The sequence below is a fragment of the Phenylobacterium sp. genome (assembly GCF_004297125.1).
Lineage (GTDB): Bacteria > Pseudomonadota > Alphaproteobacteria > Caulobacterales > Caulobacteraceae > Phenylobacterium.
Map to the genome: position 1 here is coordinate 145,302 of NZ_SCVD01000019.1, position 12,830 is coordinate 158,131.

At 70.8% G+C, this 12,830-nt stretch carries 13 protein-coding genes; 6 read left to right on the forward strand and 7 right to left on the reverse strand.

The window, feature by feature from the left end:
• Positions 1-83: 83 nt before the first annotated feature.
• Together EPO51_RS09000 and EPO51_RS09005 are read right to left on the reverse strand one after the other, a co-directional pair.
• Complete coding sequence (locus EPO51_RS09000; RefSeq protein ID WP_293348993.1) at positions 84-485, reverse strand: MAPEG family protein; 402 nt, start codon at positions 483-485, stop codon at positions 84-86.
• Positions 486-499: 14 nt separating this feature from the next.
• Entirely contained in the window at positions 500-2,026 is a 1,527-nt protein-coding gene (locus EPO51_RS09005) for a UbiD family decarboxylase (RefSeq protein WP_293348996.1), read from the reverse strand.
• 57 nt (positions 2,027-2,083) lie between these two features.
• On the opposite strand from EPO51_RS09005, the gene EPO51_RS09010 reads away from it, so the two are divergent.
• Positions 2,084-2,305 (forward strand): hypothetical protein, encoded by a 222-nt coding sequence (locus EPO51_RS09010; RefSeq protein WP_293348999.1) that lies wholly within the window; start codon positions 2,084-2,086, stop codon positions 2,303-2,305.
• A gap of 3 nt (positions 2,306-2,308) precedes the next feature.
• Positions 2,309-2,905: an acyloxyacyl hydrolase gene (locus EPO51_RS09015; RefSeq protein ID WP_293349002.1), complete on the forward strand. Its 597-nt coding sequence runs from the start codon at positions 2,309-2,311 to the stop codon at positions 2,903-2,905.
• Here the strand turns inward: EPO51_RS09015 and EPO51_RS09020 are convergent.
• Complete coding sequence (locus tag EPO51_RS09020) at positions 2,902-3,864, reverse strand: calcium-binding protein (RefSeq protein ID WP_293349005.1); 963 nt, start codon at positions 3,862-3,864, stop codon at positions 2,902-2,904. The two genes, EPO51_RS09015 and EPO51_RS09020, sit on opposite strands and share 4 nt — an antisense overlap.
• Positions 3,865-4,090: 226 nt before the next feature.
• Here EPO51_RS09020 and EPO51_RS09025 point away from each other — a divergent pair, with 226 nt between their 5' ends.
• The 3 genes from EPO51_RS09025 (at position 4,091) to EPO51_RS09035 (ending at position 9,169) form a co-directional block, all read left to right on the forward strand.
• The gene (locus EPO51_RS09025; RefSeq protein ID WP_293349008.1) at positions 4,091-5,725 is read left to right on the forward strand and encodes a DUF1800 domain-containing protein; all 1,635 of its coding nucleotides are present in this window, start codon (positions 4,091-4,093) and stop codon (positions 5,723-5,725) included.
• 8 nt (positions 5,726-5,733) lie between these two features.
• Positions 5,734-7,269 (forward strand): DUF1501 domain-containing protein, encoded by a 1,536-nt coding sequence (locus EPO51_RS09030; protein WP_293349011.1) that lies wholly within the window; start codon positions 5,734-5,736, stop codon positions 7,267-7,269.
• 88 nt (positions 7,270-7,357) lie between these two features.
• On the forward strand, positions 7,358-9,169 hold the full coding sequence (locus tag EPO51_RS09035; protein WP_293349014.1) for a class I SAM-dependent methyltransferase: 1,812 nt from the start codon (positions 7,358-7,360) through the stop codon (positions 9,167-9,169).
• Positions 9,170-9,173: 4 nt separating this feature from the next.
• Here the strand turns inward: EPO51_RS09035 and EPO51_RS09040 are convergent, their stop codons facing one another.
• The 4 genes from EPO51_RS09040 to EPO51_RS09055 are packed head-to-tail and all read right to left on the reverse strand — an operon-like array spanning position 9,174 to position 12,202.
• On the reverse strand, positions 9,174-9,518 hold the full coding sequence (locus EPO51_RS09040; protein WP_293349017.1) for an MmcQ/YjbR family DNA-binding protein: 345 nt from the start codon (positions 9,516-9,518) through the stop codon (positions 9,174-9,176).
• The gene (locus EPO51_RS09045; protein WP_293349020.1) at positions 9,515-9,862 is read right to left on the reverse strand and encodes an MmcQ/YjbR family DNA-binding protein; all 348 of its coding nucleotides are present in this window, start codon (positions 9,860-9,862) and stop codon (positions 9,515-9,517) included. Before EPO51_RS09045 ends, EPO51_RS09040 begins: the two co-directional genes overlap by 4 nt.
• Positions 9,859-10,446 (reverse strand): YdeI/OmpD-associated family protein, encoded by a 588-nt coding sequence (locus EPO51_RS09050; protein ID WP_293349023.1) that lies wholly within the window; start codon positions 10,444-10,446, stop codon positions 9,859-9,861. The genes EPO51_RS09045 and EPO51_RS09050 overlap by 4 nt, the downstream gene beginning before the upstream one ends.
• Complete coding sequence (locus EPO51_RS09055) at positions 10,436-12,202, reverse strand: gamma-glutamyltransferase family protein (RefSeq protein WP_293349026.1); 1,767 nt, start codon at positions 12,200-12,202, stop codon at positions 10,436-10,438. The genes EPO51_RS09050 and EPO51_RS09055 overlap by 11 nt, the downstream gene beginning before the upstream one ends.
• A gap of 150 nt (positions 12,203-12,352) precedes the next feature.
• Here EPO51_RS09055 and EPO51_RS09060 point away from each other — a divergent pair, with 150 nt between their 5' ends.
• A complete protein-coding gene (locus EPO51_RS09060) occupies positions 12,353-12,808 on the forward strand; it encodes a hypothetical protein (RefSeq protein WP_293349029.1) in 456 nt (151 codons plus the stop codon).
• Positions 12,809-12,830: the final 22 nt, after the last annotated feature.

Below are 12,830 nucleotides of genomic sequence, written 5' to 3' on the forward strand. Positions count from 1 at the left end.
TGGCCGAGCGAGGGCGGCGCCACAAGCCTCGCGTCCCAGCGACACTTTGCGCCGCAGGCTCTTAGTGGACGCTCCGCGCCGGTTTACGGGATAGCGTAGAAGAGGAGGGCCGCAGCCGTGGCGACGTAGCTGATCCAGGTGGCGAGCACGCCGGCGGCCCGCGGCCAGGACGTGCCGGTGGAGCGCGACAGGCCGAAGGCGTGCAGCACGCGGCCCACGAACAGCGTCAGGCCGATCGGATGGATGAGCAGCGGCGGCGCCCCCACCAGCGCCAGCAGGCCCAGGCCGGCCAGGGCGGCGGGGATGTATTCGGTGGCGTTGCCGAAGGCGCGGATGGCCTGGTTCAGCGCCGGCACGCCGCCGTCGCCGATCTCCACCCGATGCTTGCGGCGCTGGCGCGTCACCAGCACCGACAGCACCAGGAGGAGGATGAGGCTGAGGCCTGCCCAGAGGGCGGCGGCGTGGGCGGAAGCGGCAGGATCCATACGCGCCTCTTAGCCTATTCGACCGGCCGGCCATCGCCGGGGAGGCCCAGCCTGGCCCACTTCTCCGTGACCGCATCGATCGTGGCCCGGTCCATGCCCAGCTTCTCGCCCCACTCGCGATGGGTCTCGGGCGGCCACTTGTTGGTGGCGTCCAGGCCGATCTTCGAGCCCAGCCCGCTCTCCGGCGAGGCGAAGTCGAGGTAGTCGATGGGGGTGTTCTCGATGACGGTGATGTCGCGGGCCGGGTCCATGCGGGTGGAGATCGCCCACATGACGTCCTTCCAGTCGCGGGCGTTGATGTCGTCGTCCACGACGATCACCCACTTGGTGTACATGAATTGCCGAAGGTAGCTCCAGACGCCCATCATCACGCGCTTGGCGTGGCCGGCGTAGGCCTTCTTCATCGAGACCACGGCGATGCGGTAGCTGCAGCCCTCGGGCGGCAGCCAGAAGTCGACGACTTCCGGGAACTGCTGCTGGAGCAGCGGGATGAAGACCTCGTTCAGCGCCTCGCCCAGCACGCTGGGCTCGTCCGGCGGCCGGCCGGTGAAGGTGCTGAGGTAGATCGGGTCCTTGCGCATGGTGATTGCGGTCACCTGGAAGACCGGGAACTTCTCGACCGAGTTGTAGTAGCCGGTGTGGTCCCCGTACGGCCCCTCGTCGGCGTAGTCGTCGAGGTGGACGTAGCCCTCCAGCACGATCTCGGCGTGGGCCGGGACCATCAGGGGGACGGTCTTGGCGGGGACCAGGTCCAGCTTGGCGCCGCGCAGCAGGCCTGCGAACTGATATTCGGAGAGGGTGTCGGGGACCGGCGTCACGGCGGCCAGGATCGTGCCGGGGTCGGCGCCGATCACCGCGCAGGCGGGCAGGGGCTCGCGCTTGCCCTCAGCCTTCCAGCGGCGGTGGTGCTGGGCGCCGCCGCGGTGGGCCAGCCAGCGCATGATGGTGCGGTCCTTGCCCAGCACCTGCATGCGGTAGATGCCGAGGTTGTAGTCGTCCTCGCGGCTCTCGGAGGGGCCCTTGGTCACCACCAGCGGCCAGGTGATCAGCGGCGCGGGCTCGCCCGGCCAGCAGGTCTGGATGGGCAGCCTGGTGAGGTCGATCTGGTCGCCCTTGAGCACCACCTCCTGCACCGGGCCGGTCTTCCGCACCTGGGGCCGCATGCCCATGACGGTCCTGGCCAGGGGCAGCATGTCCCAGGCGTCCTTGAGGCCGCGCGGCGGCTCGGGCTGGCGCAGGAAGGCCAGCAGTTCGCCGACGCTGCGCAGCTCGGCGGCGGTGGTGCGCTCGACACCCTCCAGGGTGACGCCCATGGCCACCCGCTTCACCGTGCCGAACAGGTTGACCAGACAGGGCATGGTCGAAGGCTGGCCATCGGCCCGGATGACGTTCTCGAACAGGACGGCCGGCCCGCCCGTGGCCAGCAGGCGCCGCTGGATCTCGGTCATTTCAAGAACGGAGGAGACGGGCTCGGTTACGCGGACCAGCTCTCCGGCCGCCTCGAGCTTGGTCAGGAATTCGCGCAGCGACCGGTAAGCCATCGTTTCTCCTTGGGCGGCGGTTTACCCGCGCCCCGCGATGCGGTCTAGGATCGCCCCATGGCCCGCCTCGACCTCGACGACCTGCCGCCGAAGATCGCCGCCCTGCTGACCGGGCTGGCGGACGGCGAGGAGCTGTTGCTCGTGCAGCATGGCGCGGTGGCGGGCCGCCTGGTGGCGAGCGCGCCGCCGGCGGCGGAGCCGGAGCCCGAACCGGAGCCGGAGCAGCGCATGGCCGAGGTGTTCGAGAACTTCCGCGCCGCGATCGAGGACGAGTTCTAGGCCATGGGGCGCATCCTGCTGACGAGCTTCGCCGCCGCGGGCGTCCTGGCGGCCGGCGCCGCCCGGGCGGGCGAGGTGTTCCTGGGGGGCTACGCCCACGACGTCGACGACGGGATCTCCTACGGCAAGTTCGAGGGCGGGGCCCAGATCGTGGGCGGCGTCCGGACGACGGCGCTGGACGAGCTCAAGTTCCTGGGCAAGCCGCGGGTCCATCTGCTGGCGGGGGTGAACACCTCGGGCGGGACCAATTATGCGGCCACCGGGCTGGCATGGCGCTTTCACCTCAGCGAGCGGCTCTATGTCCAGCCGGGGATCGGCGTGGCGATCCACGACGGGCGGGTGAACCTGCCGTCGCCGGACGCGCCGGGGATCACGCCGGAGGAGCGGCTGAGGCGGCTGCGCGACTTCCAGACCAAGCTGGACCTGGGCTCCCGGGTGCTCTTCGAGCCCGAGCTGTCGCTGGGCTGGAAGGCCACGCCCCGCCTGTCGGTGGAGCTGTCGTGGATCCACATGAGCCACGCCAAGCTGGCGGGCGACTACAATCCCGGCGTCGGCGACGTGGGCGTGCGCTTCCTCTACCGCTACGGCCTGGACCGCTAGGCGATGAAGATGCTGTCGGCCGTGAGGCTCGACATCGAGACGCCCACCAGGACGACCTGGCCGGCGCTCATGGCGATCACCGTGTCGTCGCCCGACTGGCTGACCGAATAGGTGGTTCCGGGGTCCAGCTGGACGCGGTCGCCCTGGGCCAGGCTGAAGTCCAGCACCCGGTCCAGGCCTGCGTCGCTGGACGAGTGGAAGCGATCGGCGCCCAGACCGCCGGTCATGACGTCGTCGCCGCGATCGCCGGAGACGAAGTCGTCGCCGGGCCCGCCGGACAGGGTGTCGTTCCCCTGCCCGCCGCGCACGATGTCGGCGCCCGCCCCGCCCTCGCAGGTGTCGGCGCCCAGGTTGCCGTAGACCAGGTCCCCGCCGTCGTCGCCGAAGATCAGGTCGTCGTCCTTGCCGCCCACGACCCAGTCGTCGCCCAGGCCGCCCCGGATGGTGTCGGCGCCCACGTTGCCGTTGATGTCGTCGAAATCGACGCCGCCCTGCAGGCTGTCGGCGCCCCCGTCGCCGCGCAGGTAGTTCGCGCCGCCGGTGTCCGTCACCGTGTCGTTCCCTTCGCCGGCGTTGATGGTGTCGCCGCCCGCGAAGCCGCCCAGGCGGTCGGCCTGGAAGGAGCCGGTGATCTGGTCGGCGCCGCCGAAGATCCCCGCCTTGGTCCCGGCGTTGTCTCCCGCCAGCACCCAGCTCCGGAAACTTGCGGCCGGCAGGGCGAGGACGGCGATGTCGTAGGCCGGCGCGCCGCCGTCGGTGACGACGATCCGGGTGATGGTTCCCGCCGTGGGCGGGCCGGCGCCGGCGAACTGGAAGCCGGTCCCGGTGAGCTGGGCGGTGACCCCGCCGACCGTCAGCAGGACCGAGGTCGAGCTCGCGCCCGACGCCGATGCGGCGCCCAGGGGCCCCAGGTCGAGTGTGTCGAAATCGACGCCGACGGCGGCTGTGAAGATGGCCATGGCCGCACCCCTGATCCTGGAACCCTAGCTTGCACGCTCCACAGCGCAATCTCCGGCGCCGACGGAGTGAATGTGTCGCAGCGTGCAAGGGTCATAAACCCAGGTCATCTATGGGATGGGTTGGCGTCCGCCGCGTCGTCGGCGTTCAGGGGCAGGGGCTTTGGGGGCGATCGGTCGAACTCGACGGAACGTTGCGAGCTGGGTCGGAGTCCTGGCCGCCTTCGCCATGGTCGCCTGCAGCGGCGTGCGTGGTTCCGGCGGACAGGCGAGCGCGCCGTCGGCGGCGGAGGCCGGGCGTTTCCTGACCCAGGCCAGCTATGGGCCCACCGAGGCCGCGATCGGCCAGGTGCGGGCCAGCGGCTATTCCGCCTGGATCGACCAGCAGATGGTCATGCCGGCGCCGACCAGCCACCAGGCCGACCTCGAGGCGCGCCTGATCCAGCTGCGGGCCACCAATCCGACGGCGAGCCTCAGCGCCAACGACTTCTACTATTCGTACTGGAAGCAGGCCATCACCGGGCCGGACCAGCTCCGCCAGCGGATGAAGCTGGCCTATTCCGAGATCTTCGTGGTCTCGCTGACCGACAACAACGTCGATGCCCGGGGCGCGGCGTCCTACTACGACATGCTGGGCGCCAACGCCTTCGGCAACTTCCGCACCCTGCTGGAGCAGGTGTCGCTGCACCCGATGATGGGGATCTACCTGACCTGGCTGGGCAACCAGAAGGAGGATCCGGCCACGGGGCGGAAGCCGGACGAGAACTACGCCCGCGAGGTCATGCAGCTCATGACCATCGGCCTCTACCAGCTCAACAACGACGGGTCGGTGAGGACCGACGGCGCGGGACGGCCGATCCCCACCTACAGCGCCGACGACATCAGCGGCCTGGCCAGGGTGCTGACCGGTTACAGCTACTATTCGCCCACGCCCAGCAACACGACGTTCCGGGGCGGCAGCCGCAACGCCGACGCCACCGTGCGCTCGATGATCGCCTATCCGGCCTTCCACTCGACCAGCGCCAAGAGCTTCCTGGGCGCCACGATCCCGGCCTCGGCGACCGCCGACCCGCAGGGCGACCTGCGGATCGCCCTGGACACCCTGTTCAACCATCCGAACGTCGGGCCGTTCATCGGCAAGCAGCTCATCCAGCGGCTGGTGACCAGCAACCCGAGCCCGGCCTACGTCGGCCGGGTCACCGCGGTCTTCAACAACAACGGAGCGGGAGTCCGCGGCGACATGAGCGCCGTAGTGCGCGCCATCCTGCTGGATCCGGAGGCGCGGAGCGCCCCGGCGGGCGACGTCAACGCCGGCAAGCTGCGCGAGCCGGTGGTGCGGATGGCGCATTGGGCGCGTGCGTTCGGGGCGGCGTCGCAGAGCGGCCAGTGGCTGATCCCCTCGACCAGCGCCAACACCTCGCTGGGCCAGAGCGCGCTCACCGCGCCGTCGGTGTTCAACTTCTTCCGTCCGGGATATGCGCCGCCCAACACCCGCGTGGGGGCCGCCGGCCTGGTGGCGCCCGAGTTCCAGATCGTCGACGAGGTCACGGTCGCGGGCTACCTCAACACCCTGCAGACCACCGTCGACGCCGGCATCGGGACGGCGACCGGCGGCGTGCGGGACGTCCGCAGCGCCTACAGCTCCGAGACGGCGCTGGCGAGCGACGTGAACGCCCTGGTCGACCGGGTGAACATGCTGCTGCTGAACGGCGCCATGTCGCCCGGCCTCCGCAGCCGGATCGTCGAGGCGGTGGGCGCGATCAGCCTGCCGGCCACGGGCAGCCAGAGCACGGCGCTGCTCAACCGCGCCAAGCTGGCGATCTTCATGACCATGGCGTCTCCCGAATATCTGGTGCAGCGATGAGCGGCGGGATGGATCGCAGGCGGCTGTTGGGCCTGGGCGGGGCGTTCTCGGCCCTGGGGGTCGGCGCGCCGTTCGCGCTGCAGCTCGCCGCCGCGGGCTCGGCCGCCAGCCAGTCCGCGCCCGACTACAAGGCGCTGGTCTGCCTCTTCCTCTATGGCGGCAACGACTCGCACAACACCGTGCTGGCCACCGACACCGACTCCTGGGGCCGCTACTTCGCGGCCCGCAACACCGGGGCCGACCCCATCGCCCTGATGCCGCCGGGCACGGCGCCGACGCCGGTCGGGCAGACCAGCCCGGTCACCGGCCGCACGGCGGAGGCCGACTCGCCCGAAGCCTGGGGCGGCGTCCTGCCGATCACGCCGAAGACCGCCCAGCCGATTCCGGCTGGCACGAACGCCACCACGCGCACCTTTGCCCTGCACCCGTTCCTGGGGCCGTTGCAGACCCTGTTCGGCCAGGGCCGCCTCGCCGTCCTCGCCAACGTCGGCACGCTGGTCCAGCCGATCACCAAGGCCCAGTACCAGGCCAAGTCCGTCGCGGTTCCCACCAGCCTGTTCTCGCACAACGACCAGCAGTCCACCTGGCAGGCGCTCGCCACCGAGGGCGCGCGCAGCGGCTGGGGCGGGCGGTTCGGCGACCTGCTGGCCAGCATGAACGGGCAGAACACCCTGTTCACGGCGGTCTCGGCGGCCGGCAACGCGGTGTTCCTCGCCGGCCAGTCGGTGGTGCAGTACCAGCTCTCCACCGGCGCCCAGCCGGCGGTGACGATCACCAGCGCCCAGGGCTCCACCCTCTTCGGCTCCAGCCTCGCCCCGTCGCGGGTCCGCGACCTGATCACCGATACCAACGTCACCAGCTCGTTCGCCGCCGATTACGCCACGGTCGCCGGCCGTTCGATCGCGGCCGCGGCGACCGTGAACAGCGCCTTCGGCCAAGGCGTCGTCACCGCCCTGCCGACCGCGCCGGCCTATACCAATCCGCTGACCGGCCGGGTGGAGACCAACACCCTGGCGCTGCAGCTCCAGACGGTCGCGCGGATGATCGCGGCCAGCTCCAGCCTGGGCGTGCGGCGGCAGGTGTTCTTCGTCAGCCTCGGCGGCTGGGACACCCACGACTTCCAGAACTCGACCCAGCCGAACCTGCTGGCCAAGGTGGCCCAGGCGATGTCCTATTTCGACGGGGCGCTGGCGAACGTGGGCGGCATCGACCGGCGCGCGCAGGTGACGACGTTCACCGCCTCGGACTTCTCGCGCGGCTTCACCACCAACGGCGATGGCACCGACCACGCTTGGGGCGGCTGCCAGTTCATCATGGGCGGCGCCGTGAACGGCGGCGACATCTACGGCCAGTACCCGACCCTGGGCGCCGACGTCGGCGGCTTCAACAATCCCGACAACATCGGCGGCGCCCAGATCCCCACCACCTCGGTGGACCAGTACGGCGCGACGCTGGGCCGCTGGTTCGGCGTGTCGGACGCCGACATCGACGTGATCTTCCCGCGCCTGAGGAACTTCGGCAGCCGCTACCTGGGCTTCGTCTAGCAACGAGGCGGCTGGCCGTTGGAGTTTTCGAGGACGTCCGTCGTGGGGTAGAGGACGACTCCCGATTCCCCCGAGTCCGACGAAACCGATGACCGACGCCAGACAACTCATTCGCGAAGGCCGGAAGACGGAGGCGCTGGTCGCCGCGCAGGCGGCCCACCAGCGCGCGCCGAACGACCCGGATGCGCAGCTGGTGCTCGGCATCGCCTACGCCATCCTGGGCCAGGCCGAGGCGGCGGAGCCGTTGCTGGCCGCGGGCCTGACGGCGCTGGGGCCGGCCGGCGAGGGGCGGCACTGGCGGCTGCTCGGGCAGATCCGCAACGGCCTGAACGACGCACCGGGCGAGGCCGAGGCGCTGCGGGCGGCGACGGACAGGGAACCGGGCGAGGCGGTCAACTGGCTGCGGCTCGCCAGCGTGCTGATCGACCTGGGGCGGCGGGACGAGGCGCTGGCGGCGGCGACGACGGCGATCAGCCTGGATGAGACGCCGGAAGCAAGGCGGCTGTACGTGGAGGCGCTCAAGGGTGCGTCGGTGGTGGACGTTTCCGCGGCGCCCTTGGTCAAGCGCGCACTGGAGGAGTCCTGGGGTCACACAGAGACGCTCCAGGGCGCGGCGATCTACCTGTACCGCGCAGGCTCGACCGAGGTGCTGCCGGCGCTTCTGACCAGCGGACCGATCCGGGAGGCCAGGCTGGAGCAGGAGTTCACGGCGCTTCGCCGGGACGCGCTGAACGGCGCCGACGCCGACCTGGAGCTGCTCGCCGGCTTGGCCGTGCAGGCCTTTATCACCGAGTACGCCTGGATCGAGACGCCGGAGGAGCGCGCCAAGGTCGAAGGCTTGCCGCCGGCGGCGACGGCCGAAGCCCTCATGAAGCTGGCGTCCTACCGCGCGCTTGGCGACCTGCCGAACGCGGACGCCTGGCTAGCTGCCGATCTTCCGGAAGCGGCGCGGCGGGTCGTGCAGCAACAGATCGTCGAGCCGAGGCGCGACCGCGCCGCAGCGGCGGCGATCTCGACCCTCACGCCGATCCGCGCCGGGGTCTCCGCGGCGGTGCGGGCGCAGTACGAGGAGAATCCGTATCCGCGTTGGGTAAGCGCGCCCGTGCGCCAGCCGCAACCTCTGGACCGCACCCTGGCGGTCCTGTTCCCCCGGGTCCGGATCGGCCCGATTCCCGGCGCCGCCGCGCCCGAGATCCTGGTAGCTGGATGCGGGTCGGGCCAGCACGCGGTCCAGGTGGCCGCGCGCTATGCCGGCGCCCGCGTCCTGGCGATCGATCTCAGTCGCGCCAGCCTGGGGTACGCCAAGCGCAAGAGCGATGAGTTGGGCCTCACGAACCTCACCTATGCACAGGCCGACCTTCTGGAGCTGCATGACCGCAGTTTCGACGTCATCGAGTGCGCTGGCGTGCTGCATCACCTCGAGGATCCGGCCGAAGGGATGGGCGTGCTCACGCGCCTGCTGCGGCCAGGGGGCCTCCTGACCCTCGGCCTTTACAGCCGTCTCGGCCGACGCCGGCTCGAGCCGGCGCGGGCGCTGGCGAAGACCTATCCGCGTACGCCCGACGGTATTCGCGCGCTGCGCCAGGCGATCCTGGCCGCACCGAACGGCGACCCGGTGCGCGGCGCACTCACCGCGGGGGACTTCTTCTCGCTCAGCACCTGCCGCGACCTGCTGATGCACGTCCAGGAGCATCAATTCGACATGGCGGAGCTGCGGGCGTTGATCCAGGGGTACCGCTTCCTGGGCTTCGTCCAGCCGCCCGAGGTGCTGATCGCCTACCGCGAGATGTTCCCCGACGATCCGGCCGCCGTCGACCTTCGGAACTGGGGCGCGTTCGAGGAGAAGAATCCCGAGACCTTCCGCGCGATGTATCAGTTCTGGCTCCAGAAGCCGGCCTGACGGCTCAGGCTGTCCGGGCGGCGTTCCACGCGTTCACGACGGCGCGCGGGGCGATTTCGCGGAAGCGGCGTTCCAGCAGGGACCGCACCGTGTCCGGGCGGGCGTGGGCCAGGCGGACGGCCACGTAGCGGGCGTCGCGCAGGTGCCGGGTGGCGTGGAAGGCCTGCGGCTCGGCCTCGACCAGGTGGTCGATCTCGTCGGGGCCGACGCCGGTCAACTGGGCCTCGGCCTCGCCGACCAGGCGGGCCAGCACCTTGCCGTTCGCCTTGAACACGGCGGAGCCCAGGTTGAAGCCCTCCTCCACGCCGGGGAGGGCCAGGCACAGGGCGCGGAACTCCGCCTCGGTCACGAGGCCTGCTCCGCGTCCCAGGCCTTCACGGCCGCTCTCCTCGCGATCTTGCGGAAGCGGCGCTCCAGGAAATTGCGCAGGGAGCCGGGGTGCAGGTTCCCGATCCGCGCCAGCACGCAGGGATAGTCCTTGTAGTGGGGCGTCAGGTGGAAGGTGTCGGGCTCGGCCTCCATCAGCATCTCGCGCTCGTCGAAGCCGACGTCCATCAGCACCAGGCTGTCGTCCTCGCCGCGCAGGCGGGTGAAGAACTTGCCGTTCAGCTTGAAGGAGGGACGCCCGTAGCTGACGCCTTCCTCGGCGCCGGGGAAGGACATCACGATCGCCTTCATCTCGTCGGGGGTCATGGCTCATCCACCTGGGTCGGCGACTTCAGTCTAAGCCCTCTCGCCGACGCGTCGATCAGGATGTCGAGGCGCCTGGCGCGGGTCTCGGCGGCCTTGGCCGAGGCGACCTGATGGATGGCCACCTTGCGATAGCTCGGCGGGAAGGCCTGGAAGCCTTCCCACGCCCCGGCCCTGGCCTGGAAGCGCACCTTCTCCTCCGGCGTGAAGTCGCCGACGTCGCGCTCGTGGGAATAGACGCGGGTCCGGTCTTTGCCGATGTCGTAGGCGGCCTGGCCGGCGGGGGTCATGCGGCCCTCGGCCTTCAGTTCTGCGAAGCGCCTGATGTTCACCTGGCTCCAGATCCCGCCGGCTTTGCGGGGCGTGAAGCGGATGCGGTAGGCCTCGTCGTCGACCCGGTGGCGCACCCCGTCGATCCAGCCAAAGCAGAGCGCCTCGTCGACGCTCTGCGGCCAGGTGATCGAGGGCTTGCCGCTGTCCCGCTTCCAGAACCCGACCGAGAGTTCGGCGGCCGTGGCATGGTGCGCTTCCAGCCAGGCGCGCCACTCGGCCGGGGTGGCGAAGAAGGTGGGGCCGTCAGTAGGCAAGCGCCACGCCGTCCTTGCGCATCTCGGTGGCGGCGGCATAGCGGCCGGGGTGGCGCTGGATGGCCTGGTAGCCGCCGTAGCCGCCGGGGGCCGGCTTCATCACCCAACCCAGCTTGGCCAGCGCCGCCTTCGTGGCGTCCGGCACGCCGGTCTCCAGGTTCAGCACGCCCGGCTGGCCCAGATCCTCGCCGGTCGGCTCCATGCCCCCGTCGTGGTGCCAGCGCGGCGCGTCGCCGGCCTCCTGCAGGCCCAGGCCGAAGTCCACGATGTTGCAGACCACCTGGGTCTGGCCCTGGGGCTGCATGTCGCCGCCCATGACGCCGAAGCTCAGCATCGGCTCGCCGCCCCTGGTGGCGAAGCCCGGGATGATGGTCTGGAAGGGCCGCTTGCCGGGGGCGTAGACGTTGGGATGGCCGTCGGTCAGGGCGAACAGCTCGCCGCGATCCTGGAACATGAAACCCAGGCCGTCGGGCATCAGGCCCGAGCCCATGCCGCGGTAGTTGGACTGGATGATCGAGACCATCATCCCGTCCTTGTCCGCGGTGGTGAAATAGGTGGTGTCGCCGTGGCTGGGCGCCTTGCCCGGATAGTACGTCGGCGCGATGGCGTCCGGCCGGATCAGCCTGGCCCGCTCGCGCGCATAGTCCTTCGAGAGCAGCCACTCGACGGGCTGCCTGTAGAAGGCGGGGTCGGCGTAGAAGCGGGCGCGGTCCTCGAACGCCAGGCGCTTGGCCTCCACCGCATGATGGATGGCGGCGGCCGACTGGAAGCCCATGGCCTTCACGTCGAATTCGTCCAGGATGTTCAGCATCTGGAGCGTCACCAGCCCCTGGCTGTTCGGCGGCAGGGCCCAGACGTCGACGCCGCGGTAGCTGATGCTGCGCGGCTCCACCCATTCCGACTTGTGGGCGGCGAGGTCGGCCTTGGTCATCCAGCCGCCGATCCGCTTGAAGTAGCGCTCAATGGTCTCGGCGATCTCGCCCTCGTAGAAGGCGCGGCCGCCGCCCTGGGCGATCTGGCGATAGGTGCGGCCCAGTTCCGGGTTCCTGAACACCTCGCCCTCGCGCGGCGTCTTGCCGTCGCGGGTCCAGACCTTCTTGAAGTTCTCCACCTCCTCGATGCCCGACCCGGGCCGGGTGAAGATCCGGTTCGAGGCTTCCAGATAGAAGGCGGTGTTCTGGATGATCGGCGCGCCGTCCTCGCAGTGGGCGATGGCCGGGGCGAACAGGTCCTTCCAGGCCAGCTTGCCGTAGCGCTGGTGCAGGCTCCACCAGGCGTCGACGGCGCCCGGCACGCTGACCGCGATGGCGCCGTGCGACGGGATCATCCCCTTGGGCGTGGCGCGCTTGCGGACGGTCTCCAGGCTCAGGCCCCGGGGGCTGCGGCCCGACCCGTTCAGGCCCACGACCTTCCTGGCCTTCGGGTCCCACAGCATGACGAAGCAGTCGCCGCCGATGCCGCAGGAGATCGGCTCGCCGTAGCCCAGCACCGCGTTGGCGGCGATGGCGGCGTCCACCGCCGAGCCGCCGGCCCGCAGCATGTCGATGGCGGCCTGGGTGGCCAGCGGATGGGCGGTGGCGGCTGCGCCATGGATGCCCCAGGCGGCGCTGCGGCTGGCGAAGGTGGCGCCGTCGATGCGGTCGCCCGGGCGCACGTCGGGCCGGTCGCGGTTCGGGTTTTCCTGGCGGCTGGTGGCGAAGGCCGGCGCGGCGAGGGCGGCGGCGGGCAGGGCGGCGAGGAAGCTGCGGCGGCGCATGGGGGACTCCGACTGTGACGCGGGCGCAGGAGGTGTAGCAGATGCGCGCGTGGGGGCGAGTGGGGCAGGCGGATGAGGCGCGTCCCTGGAGCGCACTTCTCGCACCGGTCGCCCCCCGTTAGGATCGGCGACTCGGGTGGAGGGCAGGCTGTGCGCGGATCGATCGTTACTGGACTGGCGGCGGCGCTGGTCGCCGGCGCGGCGGCCGCGCAGGCGGCGCCGGACGGCGACGCCCTGACCCTGCTTTGCCAGGGAACCGAGGTGGCGGTGCTGGCGCCCATGGGCTGGAATCGCGGCTACGGCCTGGGCGGCGGCTACCGCGAAGGCCGCCAGCCGGCGCAACTGGTCATCGTGCTGGAGGGCGGCAAGGTCCGCGTCCGGCCGCCGGAGCTCACGGTGCCGGTCTACGCCAAGCGCGCCGCGGACGGCTGGTATGCGTTGACGGACACGTCCGTGGACAAGTTCACGATCCTGGGCCGCGCCAACTTCTCGCGGATCGACCGCTACAAGCTGAACGTCGACCGCCGCACGGGCGCCGTCACCTTCGGAACCTTCAGCGGGATCTGCAACCGCGTCGCCAGCACGCCCGAGGCCACGCGCTTCTAGACCGCCGCGGCGGCGCCTTACA